19 protein-coding genes are annotated in these 21,107 nt (G+C 64.6%); 9 read left to right on the forward strand and 10 right to left on the reverse strand.

The window, feature by feature from the left end:
* Positions 1 to 189 precede the first annotated feature (189 nt).
* A complete protein-coding gene (locus CVM73_RS28415) occupies positions 190 to 1,848 on the forward strand; it encodes a CHASE domain-containing protein (protein WP_100235100.1) in 1,659 nt (552 codons plus the stop codon).
* On the opposite strand, the gene CVM73_RS28420 is transcribed toward CVM73_RS28415, so the two are convergent.
* From CVM73_RS28420 to CVM73_RS28440, 5 genes are all read right to left on the reverse strand, one after another.
* Positions 1,845 to 2,453, reverse strand: coding sequence for a TetR/AcrR family transcriptional regulator (locus tag CVM73_RS28420; RefSeq protein ID WP_167407123.1), 609 nt, complete (start codon positions 2,451 to 2,453; stop codon positions 1,845 to 1,847). The two genes, CVM73_RS28415 and CVM73_RS28420, sit on opposite strands and share 4 nt — an antisense overlap.
* Before the next feature lie 210 nt (positions 2,454 to 2,663).
* Positions 2,664 to 3,806, reverse strand: coding sequence for an OpgC domain-containing protein (locus tag CVM73_RS28425; protein WP_100235101.1), 1,143 nt, complete (start codon positions 3,804 to 3,806; stop codon positions 2,664 to 2,666).
* Between the two features lie 188 nt (positions 3,807 to 3,994).
* Entirely contained in the window at positions 3,995 to 4,450 is a 456-nt protein-coding gene (locus tag CVM73_RS28430) for a hypothetical protein (protein ID WP_167407116.1), read from the reverse strand.
* Between the two features lie 84 nt (positions 4,451 to 4,534).
* Positions 4,535 to 4,906, reverse strand: coding sequence for an ElaB/YgaM/YqjD family protein (locus CVM73_RS28435; protein ID WP_100235102.1), 372 nt, complete (start codon positions 4,904 to 4,906; stop codon positions 4,535 to 4,537).
* Positions 4,907 to 4,984: 78 nt separating this feature from the next.
* The gene (locus CVM73_RS28440; protein ID WP_167407117.1) at positions 4,985 to 6,097 is read right to left on the reverse strand and encodes an AI-2E family transporter; all 1,113 of its coding nucleotides are present in this window, start codon (positions 6,095 to 6,097) and stop codon (positions 4,985 to 4,987) included.
* Positions 6,098 to 6,305: 208 nt separating this feature from the next.
* Here CVM73_RS28440 and CVM73_RS28445 point away from each other — a divergent pair, with 208 nt between their 5' ends.
* Together CVM73_RS28445 and CVM73_RS28450 are read left to right on the forward strand one after the other, a co-directional pair.
* Positions 6,306 to 7,076, forward strand: a complete 771-nt coding sequence (locus CVM73_RS28445; protein ID WP_100235104.1) for a L,D-transpeptidase — start codon at positions 6,306 to 6,308, stop codon at positions 7,074 to 7,076.
* Positions 7,077 to 7,149: 73 nt separating this feature from the next.
* A complete protein-coding gene (locus CVM73_RS28450) occupies positions 7,150 to 7,797 on the forward strand; it encodes a DUF2865 domain-containing protein (RefSeq protein ID WP_100235105.1) in 648 nt (215 codons plus the stop codon).
* A 228-nt stretch (positions 7,798 to 8,025) separates the two neighbouring features.
* Here the strand turns inward: CVM73_RS28450 and CVM73_RS28455 are convergent, their stop codons facing one another.
* Positions 8,026 to 10,119, reverse strand: coding sequence for a methyl-accepting chemotaxis protein (locus CVM73_RS28455; protein WP_100235106.1), 2,094 nt, complete (start codon positions 10,117 to 10,119; stop codon positions 8,026 to 8,028).
* A 289-nt stretch (positions 10,120 to 10,408) separates the two neighbouring features.
* Between CVM73_RS28455 and CVM73_RS28460 the strand changes: the two genes are divergently transcribed.
* Positions 10,409 to 10,564: a Thivi_2564 family membrane protein gene (locus tag CVM73_RS28460; protein ID WP_100235107.1), complete on the forward strand. Its 156-nt coding sequence runs from the start codon at positions 10,409 to 10,411 to the stop codon at positions 10,562 to 10,564.
* Positions 10,565 to 10,702: 138 nt separating this feature from the next.
* On the opposite strand, the gene CVM73_RS28465 is transcribed toward CVM73_RS28460, so the two are convergent.
* From CVM73_RS28465 to cysD, 4 genes are all read right to left on the reverse strand, one after another.
* Complete coding sequence (locus CVM73_RS28465) at positions 10,703 to 10,903, reverse strand: CsbD family protein (RefSeq protein ID WP_167407118.1); 201 nt, start codon at positions 10,901 to 10,903, stop codon at positions 10,703 to 10,705.
* Between the two features lie 127 nt (positions 10,904 to 11,030).
* Entirely contained in the window at positions 11,031 to 13,196 is a 2,166-nt protein-coding gene (locus tag CVM73_RS28470; RefSeq protein WP_100235109.1) for a malate synthase G, read from the reverse strand.
* A gap of 300 nt (positions 13,197 to 13,496) precedes the next feature.
* Complete coding sequence (gene cysC / locus CVM73_RS28475; protein ID WP_100235110.1) at positions 13,497 to 15,413, reverse strand: adenylyl-sulfate kinase; 1,917 nt, start codon at positions 15,411 to 15,413, stop codon at positions 13,497 to 13,499.
* 22 nt (positions 15,414 to 15,435) lie between these two features.
* Complete coding sequence (cysD, locus tag CVM73_RS28480; protein ID WP_100235130.1) at positions 15,436 to 16,230, reverse strand: sulfate adenylyltransferase subunit CysD; 795 nt, start codon at positions 16,228 to 16,230, stop codon at positions 15,436 to 15,438.
* 243 nt (positions 16,231 to 16,473) lie between these two features.
* On the opposite strand from cysD, the gene cysG reads away from it, so the two are divergent.
* From cysG to CVM73_RS28505, 5 genes are read left to right on the forward strand one after another with little or no spacing between them, the layout of a single operon-like run.
* Positions 16,474 to 17,898, forward strand: coding sequence for a siroheme synthase CysG (gene cysG / locus CVM73_RS28485; protein WP_100235111.1), 1,425 nt, complete (start codon positions 16,474 to 16,476; stop codon positions 17,896 to 17,898).
* Positions 17,895 to 18,212, forward strand: a complete 318-nt coding sequence (locus CVM73_RS28490) for a DUF2849 domain-containing protein (RefSeq protein WP_100235112.1) — start codon at positions 17,895 to 17,897, stop codon at positions 18,210 to 18,212. The genes cysG and CVM73_RS28490 overlap by 4 nt, the downstream gene beginning before the upstream one ends.
* Positions 18,213 to 18,223: 11 nt before the next feature.
* A complete protein-coding gene (locus tag CVM73_RS28495) occupies positions 18,224 to 19,879 on the forward strand; it encodes a nitrite/sulfite reductase (RefSeq protein ID WP_100235113.1) in 1,656 nt (551 codons plus the stop codon).
* Positions 19,866 to 20,381 carry a DUF934 domain-containing protein gene (locus CVM73_RS28500; RefSeq protein WP_100235114.1) on the forward strand — a complete coding sequence of 172 codons (516 nt, stop codon included), beginning with the start codon at positions 19,866 to 19,868 and terminating at the stop codon, positions 20,379 to 20,381. Before CVM73_RS28495 ends, CVM73_RS28500 begins: the two co-directional genes overlap by 14 nt.
* Positions 20,378 to 21,103: a phosphoadenylyl-sulfate reductase gene (locus CVM73_RS28505; protein ID WP_100235115.1), complete on the forward strand. Its 726-nt coding sequence runs from the start codon at positions 20,378 to 20,380 to the stop codon at positions 21,101 to 21,103. Before CVM73_RS28500 ends, CVM73_RS28505 begins: the two co-directional genes overlap by 4 nt.
* Positions 21,104 to 21,107 lie beyond the last annotated feature (4 nt).

Raw genomic sequence — 21,107 nt, forward strand, 5'->3', positions numbered from 1 at the left:
GCGAATTCATCCCGTCCAGACCATCGGCCGGCGGATTAAGCTTTTCAGGCGACCCAAGTTGCGTACTGATGCCTCCTCCTCCATTATCTCCGCCACTGGGGCTTACCCTGTTTCGGCACATGGCCGTTCGAGCGGCGTTCATATGCTCTGTGTTTATTGCCGACCTCCTGCTTTCGCCTGAGTAGTCGCGTGGTCAGGCTGGGTTTCATTATCGGCTTCATCGCTCTGCTCGGGGTCTTGCTCTCCGGGCTCGCAGCCTATCGCGTCCACGACCAGGAGCTGGCGCTGGATCGGATCGCGCTCGCGCGTGCGATCGACGTTCATGCGAGCCTGGTTCAGGACCGCCTCACGGAGCGGGAGCTGCTCGCGCGTGTCGCCTCGGGCCTGTTCCGCACGCCATCCGTGATCAAGCCGAACGTGCTGGAGCCGCTGCGCTCGGCGATCTACGCCTTCAAGACCGATTTCGTGGTGGCCGGCTGGATCGCCCGGCTGAAGCCGAACGAGCTTGCGGCGGCGCAAGCCGCCATCGCCGGCGCCGGCTTCCCAAATCCGCAGATTCGCTCCTATGACGACAAGCCGATCAATCCGGCCGAAATCACTCAGCCGATCGACGTGCTGATGGACCTCGAGCCACGCAGCAACGAGACCAAGACGCTGCCCGGACGCAGCTACGATCAGGATCCGGTTCGCAGCGCCATGCTGACGCGTGCGCGCGTCGAGAAGAGGTCGGTTGCCTCGGACCCGGTGCCGTTGATCCGCGGAAATGGTGCGGTCGGCATCATCGTGGCTGCACCCGTCATTCCCGAGGGAGCAACGGAGCCGGCCGGGTTCGTCACATTTTCCTACGAGCTCGCCTCGCTGATGCTGACCAATGACGACATGTCGTTGTTCGCGGTCGCGCTTAGGGATCCGCGCAAGGAAGGCGGCGAGCTGATCGCCAACGACCAGGGCGTGGTCTCGACGCGCATGGCGGCGGACGGGCCGGCGCCGTCGGCGACGCGCACGGTGAGCTTCGGCGGCCGTGACTGGCAGCTCGGCTATTACGCGAAGACCAATTCGGCGCGCCGCGCCGAGCAGACCGCGATCATCGTGGCGGCGATCGGCTTTGCGATCACGGCAATGGTGTGCGGCCTGTTCGGTTATGTCGCCTACAACAATCTGCGGCTCAGCCGGGAGATCCAGGTCAGAATCGGCTTCGAACGCCGGCTGACCGCCGTCATCGACGAGCTCAACCACCGCGTCAAGAACATCCTGGCGGTGATCCAGTCGATCGTGACGCGCACCTTGCGCCACGGCTCGGACATCGACATCGCGCGCGAGCTCTTGATCGGCCGCATCCACGCCATGTCCAACGTGGTCTCGCTGCTCAGCGAGAGCCAGTGGCAGGGCGTCAAGCTGAAGGGCCTGTTCGAGGCGCGCGCCATCCCGCATGCCGACCGCATCGCCGTCACCGGTCCTGATATCGCGGTCAGCGCACGCGCGGCGCAGAGCCTCTCGCTGCTGTTCTTCGAGCTTGCCTCGCATTCCGACGAGGGGCTGTCGCTGGTTGGAAAGCATCCGCATATCACCGCCGCCTGGACGGTGACGGGCGAGGAGGGCGACGAGGTCTTCCATTTCCGCTGGGAGGAGTTCAACACCAGTGAGGCGACGCGCCGGCCCGATTCCGATTTCGGCCTGATCCTGCTCGACCGCGTCGCCCCCGAGGCGTTAGGGGGCACCGCCAAGCGCTTCTTCACCGACGTCTCCTACGTCTATGAATTGACCGCGCCGATGGAGACGGTGGTCGACATGACCGAGCGCGACCGCACGGACAAGATCTCGGCGCCGGTCAGGCCTGTGCGCAGCTAACCCTTCGGCCGCAACACGAGGTCGACGAGGCTACGCGCGTAAGCCGGCGTGACCGGCGCGATGCCGAAAACGTAGCGATAGAACAGGCTGCCATAGATCGCGTCGTAGAGATCCTCAGGAAGCCCCTCGGCCAGAATGCTGCCATCCTTCTGGCCCGCGGCGATCATCTCGACCAGTGCGTCGCGGCGGAATTGCAGATAGCGCGCGTAGAACAGCTCTGCCGAGCCGGTCTTGGAGATGCATTCGGAGATGACGGCGAGCTGCACTTTGCCGAATTCGCCCTGGAGTGCCTCGGCATAGGCCGCCGCATGGCGGCGCGCGCGCGCCGCGGGGCTGCCGGAGCTCGCCGGCGGCAGCGGCAGCATCTGCGCGGCGTGGTGAAGAAAGGCGTCGATCAAAAGCGCCTCGCGGGACGGCCACCATTTGTAGATCGTCATCTTGGAGACGCTGGAGTGCCGCGCGACCGCGTCGATGGTGGTCGCGGCAAGGCCCGTGGAGGCCATTAGCGCATAGGCGCTTTCGAGAATGGCGTTGCTGGTCTCGATCGACCTTGGCCGGCCGCGCCGGGGCGCGCTGTCAGCCTCGTCACCCCCGCCTTTCGCCATCGCCACGCCCGGTCTCCTCACGCAGACTTTCGGCATAGCGCAGCCACAGCCTTCGGCCTAGCAGAATCGCACGATTTTGTGCCTGGAGCATGATCCGGAAAAGTGTGTAGCGGTTTTCCCTCGCGACAAACGCGGAACGCGTTTGCGCGGAGATCATGCTCAAACAATAACCTGAAGCGCGATGACAATTCATCCTGATCTCATCGCGCTTTAGGCCTGCTGCCGCAGGGCGGCGGGCAGGTCCTGCCGCTTCGACCAGGTCACGTAGTAGGCGACCGCGGTCATCGCGGCGAAGCCGATGATGCTCACCACGATCTGCATCACCACCAGATTGGGCCCGGTGATCAGGATGAGGTGGCCGGCAAAGGACAGGAACACGCCGACGCAGAACACGGCGAGCCATTCCTCCCCGCATCGGATGACGGCCTGAAGCGGCTTCAATCGCAGGCCGGGGTGATCGGCCGGGACAAGATGGGTCGCGAGGAAGGCGAGCGCGAGGAAGTGAACCACGCGATAAGGTGCGAGGTTCTCCTTGTCGGCCGGCGTGATGCTGTCGAGCAGCAGGTCAGGCAGATAGGCGGACAATCCCGGCGAATGGCGCAACAGGGTGACCGCCATCGCGAAGACGAGATAGCTCCCTGCGAGTATCCGCAGCCAGGGGAGATCGCGCAGCGCCCGCCCGGGCGCGCCTGTGACGGCGAACCAGCCGCCCAGCACCATCAGCATCTGCCAGCAGAGCGGATTGAAGGTCCATTCCTGATCCGGATAGACCCGAAAATTCCAGTCAAACCAGCGCGCGGCAACATACAGCGCGACCGATGCCGCCAGCGTCACGTTCGGCCGTCGCAGCAGCCCCCACAGCACGAACGGAAAGAACGCCATCAGCGGGATCATCAGCTGAAGCAGGTCGAGGTTCAGCGGCTCTTCCTGGAGCACGAGACCGCGGATCAGGATGCGCAGCGGGTGCTCGAGAATGCCGGAGATGTTGTATTCGTGGATGATCTCCGGCGCCATTGATTGCGAGGCGAAATAGGCGATGGCGTCGATATAGATCACGAACAGCACGACATAGGCGGCATAGAGCCGCCAGACGCGGCGAAAGATTCGCGTCGCCGCGACAACGTAGCCGCGCTCCAGCGCCATCCTGCCGTGGATGATGGCAACCCCGTAGCCCACCACGAACACGAAGAGATCGGCCGCGCCGCTAAAGCCGAAATTGCGCAGCGTCAGCAGGTTGACGACGTTGTTAGGAATGTGGTCGACGAATACCGACCAATTGGCAATGCCGAGCGTCAAATAGAGCCTGGCGTCGTGTTGGAATGCGGCGAGGTTCGCCTTGACGGACGGTTTCATTGAGTAAAATAGCTTTTGGAATCAGGGTGATGCTTTTACCGGCAACCGCCGGCCCATCCGAGTAGCGTTTCCGTGAGCGGCAGGATATTCGGGCCGGATGGCGCAAAATTGCGCGGCATCGCCTGTGTCGAATTCGGATAGATGCGTTCGCGGGACTTACGACGAAATTTTCTAACCCGCTCTGACCGCTACTCGGCAGGTTCGGCCGACATCTCCTCGGATACACCGGTGCGGCTTGCCAGGATGCCGAGGGCGATACCGCCGATCGCCAGGATCGGCAATAGCCGTTTGACCCCGATGGCGCGAACGATCTGAAGTCCGGTGGCGAGGAGCATCGGATCTGCAAGCATGCTCTGCGCGGCCGACTTCGCGGCGCGCTCGGCCGCGATCCGGGCGCGCTTCTGCACCTCGCGCTTGTAGCCCCAATAGGAGCCTGCCGCGGCCAGGGTCAGCAGGAAGAAGATGCCCGCGCCGGCAAGGCAGGCCTGCACCGGGCCATATTTCTGCAGGACCGAGATGAAGACAGCGGCACACAGGAAGCCTGTCGTCACCAACAGTGCGAAGGCCGCGCCTGCGGCAAGGGAGGTCAGCCGAATAGTCGTGCCGGTGGATGCACTGATCCCGTCGATGATGCGCTGAAACATGGCCTTACTCCTCAATCCCACCAGCCGAATCGTCACGGGCCGACAGCTGCGGCGCCCCGCCGCCGTTTCGATGCGCTAGCCGCCTTAGCGGCGCCAGGCGGCGCCGATCAGGAAGCCGATGCCGAGCGCGAGTCCGACGGTCGCGAGCGGCCGCTGCCTGATCGCGTCTTCCAGCGTCTCCTCGATCGAGCCGTAGGCGTCCTGTGCCGCCTCCATCATCGCGCTGCCGCGCTCCGACATGTCGTCGATCGCGGTATCCATGTTCTCGCGCGCCTGGCGATAGCCGCGGCGGGCCTGCCTGCCCGTGGAATTGGCAAAGGTGTTGAGCGCGTCGGTGATCTGGTCGGTAAGGGCGGCGATATCGCTTTTCACGGCTGCTACATCCTTCTCGAGGCGTTCTCTGGTGGCTTTGTCGGTCCAGTCTCTCATCCCGGATTCGGCATTGGTCGTGGACATCGGGAGCTCCGAACGGTTGACGGCTGAGATAGCCGGAAAACGTTTCGTCGCAGTGTAAGTTCCGTTTATTGAAACCGGTCAGGCTTGCGGGAGCTGCGGCGAATTCTCCGGCAACAGGTGCTCCTTCAGGATCAGCGCGACGATCAGGAGCGGCGACGACAGGAACGCGCCCATCGGCCCCCATAGCCAGGTCCAGAACGCGAGTGCGAGCAGCACGGCGAGCGCGTTCAGGGCGAGCCGCCGCCCGATGATCGTCGGTGTGATGAAGTGGCCCTCCAGAAAGGTGAGCCCGCCGAAGGCGAGCGCGGCCATCAAGCCGCCGCCGATGGTCGGAAAGGCGACCAGCCCCACCACGACCAGCACCGCGAACATCGCCACGGGCCCGATGATCGGGATGAAGTTGAGCGTTGCCGCCAGCGCGCCGAGCCCGGCCGGATTGGGCATTCCGGTGAGCGCGCAGATGAGGCCGGTAACGACGCCGACGCCGACATTGATGAGGGTGACGGTCAGGAGATAGTTGCCGAGATGGACCTCGATCTCGTTGAGAATCCGAAGCGTGCGCAGCCGCGCCTCATGATCGCTGAAGGTCATGATCATGGCCCGCCGCAGGTCGCGCCAGCTTGCGATGAACAGGATCAGGGTGACGAAGAACAGCAGGAATTCGGTAAAGGTCGGTGACAGGAATTCCAGCGTCGGCTGCACCCACTCGATCTTGGGCATCTGGAAGCTCGGCAATTCTTCCGAGCCGCCGAGCATGACTTGCATCTCCCGCCACAGCGCAACTGGCCGGTCGAACACGTGCAACTTGTCCTTCAATTGCGCGCCGAGCTCCGGCAGCCGCGTGCTCCACTCCATCACCGGCGAGGCGATCAGCGCCACGATGAAGGCGATCACCGCGGTCACCACGACCACGATCAGGACGGCGCCGAGGCTGCGTGGGACCTTGCTCCGCTCCAGGAAGCTCGCCGCCGGAGACAGCATGGTGCCGGTGACGAAGGCCATCACCACCGGCAGGAAGAACGCCTTGCCGACATAAAGCACGGCAACGATGGCAATCAGCAAGAGGCCGGTCAGCGCGAACGCGACGAACTCGGTGCGGCGGATCACCGGCGGTAGCTCGACATGGCTCTCGGGAAGCGGATCGCCTTCGCTGTTGCCGGAAATCAGGCGTTCACTGGGAAGGACGCGCACAATACCTCTCCCGCACGGAGCCGCCATCCGCGCGCCCATTGATGATCAACCAACGCCCGGGTGGATCGAGGGTTCCGTCGCGGCTTCGTGAAGAGGCGCTCGCTTGACTGTGACGTCGCTGCCGCAGGCATCGGTGGAACCTGAGTCGGTCCGGTCGCGTTTGTTGGCGACAGCATCACCCAGATGCACACATCCAACGGGGCAGCACATGACAACATTCGCTCTCGTCCGCCGCTTCTCGCCGCGCGTCGCCACCGCGTTTGCCTTCGCGACTGCACTGCTCACCGTGCCCTTTGGCAGCGCGAGTGCGCAAACTTTCGGCTACGCGCCGATGCAGCCGCAGGCTTATCCGCAGGACCAGGGCCATTCGCGAGGCTACGTCAACGAGGCGCCGCAGGCCGCCGACGAGGACGCCCGGTTGCCCGACCGGCTGCGCAAGCAGATCGTCAGCTTCGACAGGAGCGAGCCGGCCGGTACCATCGTCATCGATACCAACAACACTTACCTCTATTACGTGCTCGGCAACGGCCGCGCGATCCGCTACGGCGTCGGCGTCGGCCGCGAGGGTTTCACCTGGTCGGGCGTGCAGAGCGTCAGCCGGAAGGCGGAATGGCCGGATTGGCATCCGCCGGCCGAGATGATCGCGCGCCAGCCCTACCTGCCGCGCTTCGTCGCTGGTGGGCCCGGCAACCCGCTCGGTGCCCGTGCGATGTATCTCGGCTCGAGCGAATACCGCATCCACGGCACCAACGATCCCACCACGATCGGCAAGTTCGTCTCGTCCGGCTGCATCCGCCTGACCAACGAGGACGTCATCGACCTGTTCGGCCGCGTCAATGTCGGCACCAGGGTCGTGGTGCTGCCGAAGAATGCGCCGCTGATGGCGAGAGGCGGGGATCCCGTACGCAAGCATCCGGCGGTGACGACGCAGCCGTCGGGCCACCAGGCGCTGAACATCTCGGCGTCGTCGGTGAACTAGCGCATGATCCGGAAAAGTGTGCAGCGGTTTTCTGAAAAGATCATGCATCGCTTTAGGAGTTGAATGAGGTCACATGAGTAGACGTTCGATCGGCAAGCTGGCTGGCAGTGCGGCGGCCTTGTTCACCGTCACCTCACTCGGCCTCGCGCTGACGCCGCCGGCGCATGCGGAGGATTTTTTCTCCGCCCTGTTCGGTGCGTTCGGAGCGCGGCCTCCCCAGATCCGGATGCCGTTCCCGACCGATGACATGCCGCGCTACGACGCGCCGCGCCAGCGGGCCGCCTATGGCGGCGCGGCCTATTGCGTGCGCAGCTGCGACGGCCGCTACTTTCCTGCGCAAGGAAGTGATGCGGAAAGCAAGGCGCAGTCCTGCAAGAGCTTCTGTCCGGCTTCCGAGACCTCGCTGGTCTATGGCAGCAATATCGAAGAGGCCGCGACGGAGGACGGAAGATCCTATTCCGACCTGCCGAACGCGTTCCGCTATCGCAACGAGATCGTCGCAGGCTGCACCTGCAACGGCAAGGACCCGGTCGGTCTCGCCCAGGTCAAGGTCGAGGACGACCCCACCCTGCGCAAGGGCGACATCGTCGCCGGCGCCAATGGCCTCGTGGTCGCCAGCCGCAACGCCAACGAACGCCGCGGCGTCGCGATGAACTTTTCGCCGCTGCCCCAATCGGTCCGCGCCAGATTCCGCCAGGTGCCGGTAGTGGCGAAGGAGTAGGGATGGACAGGGCTGAGTTGCCGCGCTTAGCAGCCCAATAAGGATTGTCGTCCCGGACAAGCGCGCCCACAGCGCGCGCAGATCCGGGACCCATAGCCACAGGGAGCGGTTTGGCGAAGGTTCGGAGTTGCCGGCTCGCGCCGCAACTTCTCCTTGGGGTTATGGGTCCCTGCGCTCGCAGGGACGACAGCGAGGATGTGGCCGGAGCTTCTCTCCACCCGCGCAGCCTTACGCCGCGCGGATCTTGCCGAGGAAGTCGCTGACCTGCTGACCGAGCTGGCGGCTTTGCGTCTCCAGCATCTCGGAGGCCTGCTTCACGTTCTCCGCGGCACCGGCTGCGGTGTCGGCATCGGCCTTCACGCCGGTGATGTTGTCCGAGACGTTCTTGGTGCCCTGCGCCGCATATTGCGTGCTGCGGGTGATCTCCTGCGTGGCCGCACCTTGCTCCTGCACCGCGGCCGCGATGGCGGTGGCAACCTCGTTCACCTCGCCGATGATGCCGCCGATCGCCTGGATCGCGTTGATGGCATCGCCTGCGACCTTCTGGATGTCGGCGATCTGCTCGGAGATCTCCTCGGTCGCCTTCGCGGTCTGGCTCGCCAGTGACTTCACCTCCGATGCCACGACCGCAAACCCGCGCCCGGCTTCTCCGGCGCGCGCCGCCTCGATCGTGGCGTTCAGCGCCAGCAGGTTGGTCTGCGCTGCGATGGTGTTGATCAGCCCGACGACCTCGCCGATGCGCCCCGCCGACTGCGCCAGCCCCTGCACGGTGCTGTCGGTTTCGCGCGCCTGGTTGACGGCGCGACTGGCAATGCCTGCGGCATGCGCGGCCTGCTGGCTGATGTCGTTGATGGAGGCAGAGAGCTCCTCGGCCGCTGCCGCGACGCTCTCGACACTCGTGGAGGCCTCGTTCGAAGCCTTGCCTGCGATCTCGACGCGTTCATTGGTCTGGCGCGACACCGCGGACAGATCGCCCGAGGTCTTGCGCATCTCGCCGGAGGCCTCGCTTAGTTCGCCGAGCGACTTGCGCACCACGCCTTCGAATTCGCCGACATAAGTTTCCATCGCGCGCTGGCGCGCGGCGGCGCCGGCGTTGCGCTCGCGCTCCTGCTCTTCGATCTTGAGCTTGTCGATCGCCTGCTGCTTGAACGTCTCCAGCGCGCCCGCAAGCGAGCCGATCTCGTCCCGGCGGTCGAGATAGCCACTGTCGACGGTGAGGTCGCCGCCGGCGACCTTGAGCATCGCGTCGCGGATCCGGTGCAGCGGCGTGATCACCCGGCGGCTGACCGCAAGCATGGCCGCGCCCGTGAACAGTATCGCGGCAATCAGCAGCACAAGCTGGGTCAGCAGCGATTGCAGCGCCTGCCCACGCTGGCTGGTGGAATGGTCCCTGGCGGCGCCGAGCGCGGTATCGGCGAGCTTGATCGCGCTCGCCATCCGGCCGACCGAGTAGGGGCTCCACTGATTGGCAGTCATCGACGCCTTCTCACCCTTGGCGACTGCGGCGATGATGCCGTCGCGCGTGGTGAGATATTGCGGGTCGAAATAGAACGATTTGGTCTCCGCCATGGCCGCGGCCAGCGCCGGCGGCAATTGCATGCCCGATGCGGCGAGCTCGGTCGCGCGCCAGGCCGCCTCGGTGCCGCCGACCCATTTGGTGAAGGCGAGCTGGACCTCGGGCGAGATCTTGCCGCTGTTGAGCGCGTTGCCGACGATCAGCGAGGATTCACCCGCGTTGACGCGCAACAGCCAAGCCATCTGCTTGATCATCAGCAGTTGATCGATCATTGCGTCCTGATGATTGACGCTCGCGGCCAGCACGGGCGACAGCTTTTCGAGGATGGCCATCAGCCCGTCCTCGCTCTCGAGATACTCTTTGACAAGTGCCGCGCGACGCGATGCCCTGGGCTTGGCGACCTCAGTCCAGAACTCAGCCTGCTGCGCCAGCAGCGCCTTGTTCAGCCGGTCGAGATCGGCAACCACCGTCCCACCTTGAGGCAAGTCGATCGAGGGTAAAATCTCGATCGCGCGCGCCAGGGCGGGCATCAGCTCGTCGCGGATGCCGCGAATGTATGTCTCGATGTCCTTGTCCATCTGGATGTCGGAGGTCAGCTGACGGCTGCTGGTCGAGCGGTCGGAGCGGATGTTCGCCATCGCCTTGAACACATCGGCGGAGGCCGCTGCTACCGCGACGATCCGGTTCGCCTGCTGAAGCCGGCTCCATGAATTCCAGGCGCTGATCGAGAAGCCGATCACGACGACGAGTGCGGTGGACAGGATCACCGCTTTCAGCAGCGTGGAGACGGTCAGGCGGTTGAGCATCAGATACCCCGGTACACGTTTCGAAGTTCGTGGCCCCGAACGGCAGCCCCCACGAACTTCGAACGACCAAAGGGATGCACGATAGATGCGCATGCCCAAGGCAGACGCTCCGAGGTGCATTTGGCCTCAAAAGGGTAAAAACTTAGACAGTGCTCCTGCCGTAAAATTACGGGGGATCGCTCTGCCCGATCGAAATGCCCGAAGTTACAAGAGGTTGCAAATACGGAACCGGCGCGCCTTGCAGGCGTTAGGACAACGTCAGCAACTTGCCTGAAGGGGGGTCCCAGCGATGCTGGTCGGTGTACTTGTCACCTTTCTCGTCGTCATTCTCGTGCTTTATCTCATCAACATGCTGCCGATGGACGGCCGCGCCAAGCAGATCGCGCGCGTGATCGTCATCATCATCGGCATCGTGTCGCTATTGAAATATTTGACGGTTTTCTAGCGAAGGCATCGTAGCCCGGATGAGCGCAGCGATATCCGGGGTGCCGCAACAAAGGTCCCGGATTTCGCTTCGCTCATCCGGGCTACGGATCACCACACAAAAAGCCCCGGCCTGAGCCGGGGCTTCGCTGTTGCTGCCTCAATGCAGCGACTTCAGCCAGTCGTCGACATCTTGGCGAATCTGGTCCTTGGCCTTGCCGTAGCGTTCCTGGAGCCGGCCCTCGAGCTGCTCGCGACGCCCTTCGATCAATCGGAGGTCGTCGTCAGTGAGCTTGCCCCATTTCTCCTTGGCGGAGCCCTTGAACTGCTTCCAATTTCCTTCGACGCGATTCCAGTCCATGACCATCTCCCATGAGTTGATGGCCGTACAACGCGACCGGTGAGCGGCCGTTCCGCTGCGGGCCGCGACGTTTCGCCCAACAAAAAAGCCCCGGCGTGCCGGGGCTTTTGGTCTGCGATTGATCCGTTCAGCCGGCAGCCTTCGCCTCGCGGCGGCGGGCGGTGAGGATGTATTCGGTGTAGCCGTTCGGCTGCTCGCGGCCCTTGAAGATGAGGTCGCAGGCCGCCTTGAAGGCGACGCCGTCGAAGGCTGGCGCCATCGGCTTGTAGATCGCATCGCCTGCGTTCTGCTTGTCGACGACGACGGCCATGCGCTTCAGCGATTCCATCACCTGCGCCTCGGTGATCACACCCTGATGCAGCCAGTTGGCGAGATGCTGGCTTGAGATGCGCAACGTCGCGCGGTCCTCCATCAGGCCGACGTCGTGGATGTCGGGCACCTTGGAGCAGCCGACGCCCTGGTCGATCCAGCGCACGACGTAACCGAGGATGCCCTGGCAGTTGTTGTCGATCTCCTGCTTGACGTCGTCGGGCGCCCAGTTCGACTTCGACACCGGTATCGTGAGGATGTCGGAGAGCTTCGCGCGCGGCCCGCCCTTGGTCAGCTCCTGCTGGCGCGCGATGACATTGACCTGGTGGTAGTGCAGCGCGTGCAGCGTCGCAGCGGTCGGCGAGGGCACCCAGGCGGTGGTGGCGCCGGCCTGCGGATGGCCAAGCTTCTGTTGAAGCATGTCCGCCATCTTGTCGGGCGCCGCCCACATGCCCTTGCCGATCTGGGCGTGGCCGGGCAGGCCGTCGATCAGCCCCATGTCGACGTTCCAGTCCTCATAGGCCTTGATCCAGGCCTGCGCCTTCATCTCGTTCTTGCGGATCATCGGACCTGCTTCCATCGAGGTGTGGATCTCGTCGCCGGTGCGATCGAGGAAGCCGGTGTTGATGAACATGATGCGCTTGGAGGCGCGCTGGATGCAGGCCTTGAGGTTGACGGTGGTGCGCCGCTCCTCATCCATGATGCCGACCTTGAGCGTGTTCTCGGGCAAGCCAAGCATCTTCTCGACGCGGTCGAAGATCTCGCAGGTCAGCGAGACCTCGTCGGGGCCGTGCATCTTCGGCTTGACGATATAGGCCGATCCCGTGCGGCTGTTCTTGACCTTGGAGTTGCCCTTGAGGTCGTGGATGGCGAGCAGGCCCGAGACGGCGGCATCGAGCAGGCCTTCCGGCACTTCCTCGCCATTCGCGTCCAGCACTGCGTCGGTGAACATGTGGTGACCGCAATTGCGCATCAAGAGCAGGCTGCGGCCGTGCAGCTTGAGCTCGCCCTTGCCGTCGGGCGTCTTGTAGAGGCGGTCGGCATTGAGCGAGCGCGTCAGCGTCTTGCCACCCTTCTCGAAATCGGCCGACAGCGTGCCGTTCATCAGGCCGAGCGTGTTGCGGTAGACCAGCACCTTGTCCTCGGCATCGACCGCGGCGACCGAGTCCTCCATGTCGAGGATGGTGGAGACCGCGGCTTCCATGATCATGTCGGCGACGCCGGCCGGATCGTCCTTGCCGATCGCGCTATTGCGATCGATCTTCACCTCGACATGCAGGCCGTTGTTGACGAGCAGCACGGCGCTCGGCGCCGCCGCATCACCCTGAAAGCCCGCGAACTGATCGGCGTTCTTCAGCGCGGTGGCATTGCCGCTCTTCAGCTTCACCGCGAGCTGGCCCGCGACCACGCTATAGGCGGTGACGTCGGTGTGGCTGCCGGTCGCGAGCGGCGCGGCGGTATCGAGGAACGCCTTGGCCTTGGCGATCACCTTGTCGCCGCGCGCCTTGTTGTAGCCCTTGCCGCTCTCTGAGGGATCATGAGGGATCGCGTCGGTGCCGTAGAAGGCGTCGTAGAGCGAGCCCCAGCGCGCATTCGCCGCGTTCAACGCGTAACGTGCATTGGTAAGAGGCACGACGAGCTGCGGGCCGCAGATCTTGCCGATCTCCTCGTCGACATTGGCCGTCTCGACCTTCTGCGTCGCCGGTTCAGGGACGAGATAACCGATCTCCTTCAGGAAGGCGGTGTAGGCGTCGAGGTCGAACGCCTTGCCCTTGCCCGCGCGGTGCCAGTCGTCGATCTTGGCCTGCAGCGTATCGCGGAATGCGAGCAGTTCGCGGTTCTTGGGGCCCAGCTCCTTGATGATGGCGGCAAGCCCGGCCCAGAACGCATCCGGCGCGATCCCCGTTTTCGGGGCCGCTTCCTTGGCGATGAAGTCAAACAGAACAGGGGCGATCTTCAATCCGTGGGCGTCGACGCGTTTCATGATGGGCTTTCTTGTTGGAAATGGCTGTTTTTGGCTGCTTTTGACCCGACAGCAGCAAAATGCGCCCACGCAGGGCGGCTTTCGGGACCTATTAGCCCCAAAATCGGGGCGGTGAGAAGACCCCTAAGGGTTTGTCAAAATGTCAAGAAAAGGTAGGGGACAGCCCCATACGCCGGTGTCATTCCCCGCGAAGGCGGGGAATCCAGTACGCCGCGGCTTCTCGGCTCAATCACTGCTGTTGGTGGAATACTGGGTCGCCCGGCCAAGCCGGGCGACGACAGCGGGGGATTAGGACGCGCCTCAAATATTCGCGGCGAGGTCCACGAGCTCGTCGAACAGCACGCCAGTCGTCTTCAGCATCTGCTCGATCTCGTCCGCCGCCTCTGCCACCGTCCGCTTCGACGTGTCGATCACGAGCTCGGCGGCCTCCGGCTTTTCGTAGTCGTTGCCGATGCCGGTGAACGAGGCGAGCGCGCCGGCGCGCGCCTTCTTGTAGTGGCCCTTGGGGTCGCGCTCCTCGCAGACGCCCGCAGGCGTTGCTACATGGATCTCGCGGAATGCGGTGTCGGCGATGCGGCGTGCAGTGGCGCGGTCCTCGCGGGCCGGCGAGACCGCGGCGACGATGGCGATATGGCCGTTGCGGGCAAGGTGCGTCGCGACCTCGGCGAGGCGGCGGATGTTCTCGCTGCGATCCGTGGCGGTGAAGCCGAGATCGCTGTTGAGGCCGGCACGCAGCGTGTCGCCGTCGAGCAGGATCGGCGAGCCGCCATTGGTGAAGAGACGCCGTTCCAGCGCCTTGGCCAGCGTCGATTTGCCGGAGGCCGGCAGGCCGGTGAGCCAGACCACGGCGCCGTTGTGTTGATAGCGCGCGGAGCGCTCATCCGGCCGCAGCGCCGATTCCACCGGCACGATATCAACCGGCACGGCCCGCTGGCCGGCATCGACCGACAGCACCAGGCCGCCGCCGGCGATGCGCCCGGAGACTTCGATGACGAGACGGCCGGTGCGGGGATTCTCGGTGTAGGGATCGGTTGCGATCGGATTGGAAAGCGAAATGTCGATCTCGCCGACATGATTGCGGCCGATCGCCTTGTTCTCGCTGCTCGATAATTCGCCGGGATCGACCGCCTTCTCGATGGCGACGACGGTGGCGCGGCTTTCCTTCGGCCCGCAGCGCACCAGAAGCTGGTCGCCCTTGGCGAGCGGCTTGTCGTGCAGCCAGAAGATGCGCGCGCGCAGCCGCCGCGTCTCGCGCGGGGCGGTGCCGGCATGCGCGATGATGTCGCCGCGCTCGATGAAGAGCTCGCGGTCGAGCGTGATGCCGACCGAGCGGCCCGCGCCCTGCCGTCCCGCCACCGGCGTCACCGGCCAGCTCTCGACCGTCTTGATCTTGGCGATCTTGCCGGCCGGCATGATCACGATCTCGTCGCCGGCAACCAGGCTGCCGGATTCGATGCGGCCCGCGACGATGCGGCGGTCGTCGAACTTGTAGATCGCCTGCACCGGCAGCCGCAGCGCCAGCGCTTCGAGCGGCCGTGCCGGCTCGAGTCTATCAAGCGCCTCGACGACGGTCGGTCCCTCATACCAGCCGATGCGGTCGGTGCGTTCGGCGACGCCGTCGCCGTCGCGTGCGGAGATCGGGATTACGGCCGTGGGCTTCACGCCGAGGCCGTTGAGATGCGCTGAGATCTCGTCGCTGATCGCCTTGAAGCGGTCGGCGCTGAAATCGACGCGGTCCATCTTGTTGACGACGACGGCGACCTGCTTCACGCCGAGCAGGTGCAGCAGATAACCGTGCCGCCTTGTCTGGTCACGCACGCCTTCCAGCGCGTCGATGATCAGCACCGCGCCGTCGGCCTGCGAGGCGCCGGTGATCATGTTGCGCAGGAATTCGGCGTGACCGGGCGCGTCGATCAGCACGATGTCGCGCGAATTGGTGCGGAAGCGGATCTGCGTGGTGTCGATGGTGATGCCCTGGTCGCGCTCGGTCTGGAGGGCGTCGAGCAGGAACGACCATTCGAATGGCATGCCGCGCCGCGCGCTGACGGCTTTCAGCATTTCGAGCTTGCCGTCGGGCAGGCTGCCGGTCTCATGCAGCAGGCGGCCGACCAGCGTCGACTTGCCGTGATCGACATGGCCGACGATGACGATGCGCACTTGCGGACGCGTGGTGCCGTTCGGCGTGGCCGGCGAAGTGGGGGTGACGATCATGTTCATGCGGCGCTCGCGTCCTTGGGAATCAGAGATAGCCGGCGACGCGAAGGCGCTCGAAAGCGTCCTCGGTCTCGTGGTCGAGCGCGCGTCCGGCGCGCTCCGGCACCTTGGTCTGCTCGAGCTCGATCAGGATCTCGTCGATGCTGGACGCTGTCGAGTGCACGGGGTTGGTGATGTCCTGATCGCCCAGCGAGCGATAGCGCTTGCCGTTTTGCGACAGATAGAGCGGGATGATCGGGATGTTCTCCCGCTTGGTGTAGGCCCAGATGTCGGCCTCGGTCCAATGCAGGATCGGGTGGATGCGCAAATGCGCGCCTTGCGGCGGCGACGCATTGAAATGATCCCAGAACTCCGGCGGCTGGTCGCGCACGTCCCAATTGCCCTCCAAGCCGCGCGGCGAGAACACGCGCTCCTTGGCGCGCGTCGCTTCCTCGTCGCGGCGGATGCCGGCGATCAGGCCATCGAAGCCGTATTTGCCGAGCGCCATCTTGAGGCCCTCGGTCTTGCGCGCGGCGGAACGGGCGGCCGGCGGCAGCGTCGGGTCGACGGCATCGATCGGCGGGCAGGGCTCGACGCGCAAATCGAGATCCCACTCCTTCCCGTAATGATCGCGGAAGCGATACATCTCCGCAAACTTCTTGCCGGTGTCGACATGGAGAGCCGGGAACGGCATGCGGCCGAAGAACGCTTTCCGCGCCAGCCAGATCATGACGTTGGAGTCCTTGCCGAGCGACCACAACAGGGCGATCTTCTTCAGCCGGGCAAAAGCCTCGCGAAAGATGTAGATGCTCTGCGCCTCGAGCTGGTCGAGATGGTCCATGCTCGGGGCAAGCTCGGCAGAAAATTCTTGCGCGCGCACGCGCTCGGCCAGCGCCGGGTTGCTCACTCGATCAGCAGCGGAATCGTCCTTGAGAAGATGCATCTCTGCCACTTTGCGTTTGGAGGCGAAAATTCTATAGTTGCAGCGCGAAGGAGAAGAAAAAATTTCTCTTTGCGTGCTCGAAACGAGACATATATAGAAAATAATTCCAGTCAACCCCGTTTGTGGGGAAGCGAGTATCGCATGCGGTTCTTGCCGGTGTTTCTCGATCTCAAGACCGGTCCGGTGGTCCTCATCGGCGCCGGCGAGCTTTTGCGCGCCAAGCTGCGCGTGCTCGCAGCGGCGGGTGCGGGCATCCGCGTCTATGCGATCGATGGCGATCGTGATCTGAGCCTGAGCTCTGACGATGCGGCGCGTATCGAGATCGTAACCGGCGATCCGCTCACTGCCGATCTCTCGGGCGTCATCGCCATCGTCTGCGCCGGCGCTGGCGACGTTGGCGTGGCGATGTCGGTTCGCGCCAAGGCGCTCGGTCTGCCCGTCAACGTCATGGACGATCTCGAGCATTCCAGCTTCATCTTCCCGGCGATCGTCGATCGCGGCGATGTCGTGGTCGCAGTCGGCACCGGCGGCACCTCGCCGGTGGTGGCGCGACGCGTGCGCGAGAAGATCGAGGCGCTGCTGCCGGCGCGCATCGGCGAGCTCGCCGAGTTCATCGGCACCTTCCGCAAATCCATCAACGAGCGCATCGCCGAATTTCCGCTGCGCCGCCGTTTCTGGGAGCGCGTCATCGACGGCCCGATCGGCGCCGCCGTGCTCGCCGGCCGTAAGGACGAAGCAGACGCATCGCTCGAGGCGATTTCCGATCCCTCAGATTTCGCGCGCGCCGACAAGCCGGAAGGCTCGGTCGCACTGGTGGGCGCCGGTCCCGGCGATCCTGACCTTCTCACCATCAAGGCGCTACGCGCGTTGCAGGACGCCGATATCGTCTTCCACGACGAGCTGGTTTCGCCCGAAATTCTCGACCGCATCCGCCGCGACACCACGCGCGTGCCGGTCGGCCGCCGCGTCGGCAAGCCCGGCATCGGCCAGGATGCCATCAACAAACGCATGATCGAGGCCGCGCAATCAGGCCAGCGCGTGGTGCGGCTGAAGGGGGGCGATCCCTTCGTGTTCGGCCGCGGCGGCGAAGAGGTGGAAGCCTTGCGCGCCGCCGGTGTCGCCTATTCGATCATTCCCGGCATCACCGCAGGGCTCGGCGGCGCCGCCGATTTCGAGGTGCCGCTCACCTATCGTCACGAGGCGACCCGCATCACCTTCCTCACCGCGCACAAGGCGCGCGATGCGGAAGCCGTGGACTGGTCGACGCTGACCGACACCAAGATGACCGTCGTGATCTACATGGGCATGACCGCCGCGCCCGCCGTGCGCGCCGGCTTGTTCGCCGCCGGCCGCTCGCCGGAAACGCCGGTCGGCGTGTTTTCCCGTGTCACGCGGCCCGACGCGCAGGGCGCAATCGGAACGCTGCGCGACCTGCCCGAGCTCGTGCGGCGGATCCAAGGTGGTCCCGCCATCCTCATCATCGGCGACGTGGTCCGGCATGCCGGCTCGCTTCGCCGCCAAACCCCCAAACACATCATCTCTGACCTCCTGGATGCAGCCGAATGACCTCTCCGCTTGAACAAAAGAAAATCAAGATCGCCGGCCCCTCGGTCGTGACCGCCAACCGCACCTGGGACGGCATCGTGGTCTATCGCACCGCGGCCAAGAGCTGGTCCGCGGACCTGTCGGAAGCCGCGATCGTGCGCAACTCCGACGAGGCGAAAGCGTTGCTTGCGGAGTCGGTGGTCGATGACGTTGGCGCGATCGGTCCCTATATCGCTCCGGTGCAGGTCGGCGAGGACGGCAAGATCCTGCCCGGCAATCTGCGCGAACAGATCCGCCGCACCGGCGTCACCATCGGGCAGCCGGCCCAGGTTTAAGGCACTCTCTTATGTACGCTTACGACGAAATCGACCGCACGCTCGTCAACGAGCGCGTCTCGGAGTTCCGCGATCAGGTGAAGCGGCGCCTCTCCGGCGAGCTCACCGAGGACGAGTTCAAGATCCTTCGCTTGCAGAACGGCGTCTATCTGCAACTGCACGCTTACATGTTCCGCGTCGCGATCCCCTATGGGACGCTGGCAACGAACCAGCTGCGGGCGCTGGCCCATGTCGCGCGCAAATACGATCGCGGCTACGGCCACTTCACCACGCGGCAGAACATCCAGTTCAACTGGATCAAGCTCGCCGAGCTGCCGGATGCGCTGGCCGATCTCGCCGAGGTCGGCATCCACGCGATGCAGACCTCCGGCAACAACATGCGCAACGTCACCTCGGACCAGTGGGCCGGCGTCGCGCCGGGCGAGATCGAGGATCCCCGCATCTGGTCGGAGCTGATCCGCCAGCACACCACGCTGCATCCGGAATTCTCGTTCCTGCCGCGCAAGTTCAAGATCGCGATCACCGCCTCGGACCATGACCGCGCCGCGATCAAGATCCACGACATCGGCCTGCGGCTGATCAAGAACGAGAAGGGCGAGACCGGCTTCGAGGTGCTGGTCGGCGGCGGTCTCGGCCGCACGCCGTTCATCGCCAAGACCATCAAGCACTTCGTGCATGGCCGCGACATCCTCAGCTACATCGAGGCGATCCTTCGCGTCTACAATCAGTACGGCCGCCGCGACAACATCTACAAGGCACGCATCAAGATCCTGGTGCATGAGCTCGGCATCGAGAAATTCTCGCGCGAGGTCGAGGACGAGTGGCAGCATATCCGCAACTCCTCGCTCCAGATCGACGACGAAGTGATCGAGGACATCCGCTCGCGCTTCACCTATCCTGCTTACGAGAAGCTGCCGCATATGCCGGACGAACTGCGCCAGGCCGCGGCCGATCCTGAGTTCGAGGCGTGGCGCAAGAACTCGGTGGCTCCGCACAAGGTGCCGGGCTACTCCATCGTCACGATCTCGCTGAAGCCGACCGGCGGGCCTCCGGGCGATGCCACGGCCGAGCAGATGGATGCGCTCGCCGATCTCGCCGACAAATATTCCTTCGGCGAGATCCGCGTCGGCCACGAGCAGAACCTCGCGCTGCCGCACGTTGCCAAGCGCGACCTGCCGGCGCTGTGGAAGGCGCTCGACAAGCTCGGGCTTGCGACGCCCAACGTCAATCTGATCACCGACATCATCGCCTGCCCGGGTCTCGATTATTGCTCGCTGGCGAATGCGCGCTCGATCCCGATCGCGCAGGAGCTGACGCGACGCTTCGCCAACCACGAGCTGGCCAACCTGATCGGCCGTCTCCACATCAACATCTCCGGCTGTATCAATGCCTGCGGCCATCACCATGTCGGCCATATCGGCATTCTCGGCGTCGAGAAGAACGGCGAGGAGGTCTATCAGATCACCATCGGCGGCCGCGCGGACGAGAACGCCGCGCTCGGCACCCTGATCGGTCCCGGCGTCAAGTTCGACGAGGTCGCCGATGTCGTCGAGGACATCGTGGAAGCTTATTTGGCGCTGCGCGAGCGGCCCGAAGAGCTGTTCATGGACACGGTGAAGCGCCTCGGCGTCGAACCCTTCAAGGAGCGCGTCTATGCCACTCGTTAACGGCGGAAAGATCGTCGATGACAGCTTCGTCAAGCTCGCCGTCGACACCCCGCTGCCCGAGGGCGGCGACATCCTGGTGCCGGCCGAGCGCTTCCTCGGCGATGCCGAGGGCTTGCTCAAGCGTGCCGGAAAGGTCGGCGTGATCTGGCCGAACAATCGCGACATTGCCGAGCTCGTGCCGTATCTCGGCAAGGTCGCCGCCGTCGCGCTGGTGTTCCCGACCTTCCGCGACGGGCGCGCCTACAGCCAGGCGCGGCTGCTGCGCGAACGTTACAACTATCGCGGCGAGGTGCGTGCCACCGGCCAAGTGCTGCGCGACCAGTTCGTGTTCATGCTGCGTGCCGGCTTCGATGCCTTCGAGGTCAAGAAGCAGGCGGATGCAGAAGCCTTCATGCAGACCGCCAAGCGCTATTCGGTGTTCTACCAGCCGACCGGCGACGGCCGGATCACGGCGCTGCACCGGCGCATGCAGCTGCGTCATTCAGAAGGTGTCGGCACGTGAACGCGATCGCGCCTCGGGTTTCGTCCGTGTCTGCGCTGCCTTCGGCGGAGGAGCTCGATCGCGCCCTGCGCGATGCTTCGCCCGCCGAAGTCATCGCTGCCGCGTTGAAGACTGTCGGGCGCGACAGGCTTGCGCTGGTGTCGTCCTTCGGCACGGAATCGGCCACACTGTTGAAGGTCATGGCGGATGTCGACCCGGCGATCCCCGTGATCTTTCTCGACACTGGCTGGTTGTTCGAGGAGACGCTGGCCTATCGCGATACGCTGATTGCGACGCTGGGCCTGAAGGACGTCCGCTCGATCAAGCCCGCCGAGGAGACGCTGTCGCGCGAAGATCCCGACCGCGACCTCTGGTTCTCCGATCCCGATGCCTGCTGCCGCATCCGCAAGGTCGAGCCGCTGGCGCGTGCGCTGAAACCGTTCGATGCCTGGCTCAACGGCCGCAAGCGTTTCCAGGGCAATGCACGCGCCGACATTCCGGTCGTCGAGGACGACGGCGCGCGGTTGAAGTTCAATCCCTTCGCCAATGTCTCGCGCGAAGAGATCGAGGCGATCTTCACCCGCGCCAAATTGCCGCGTCATCCATTGGCTGCCTCCGGTTTCCTGTCGGTTGGGTGTATGCCTTGCACCAGCAGAACGGCTGAAGGCGAGGATTCTCGCGCCGGTCGCTGGCGCGGCCGGGCCAAGACAGAATGCGGCATCCACACCATGAAGACTTCGTAGCACA

The sequence above is a fragment of the Bradyrhizobium forestalis genome, assembly GCF_002795245.1.
Classification (GTDB): Bacteria; Pseudomonadota; Alphaproteobacteria; order Rhizobiales; family Xanthobacteraceae; genus Bradyrhizobium; species Bradyrhizobium forestalis.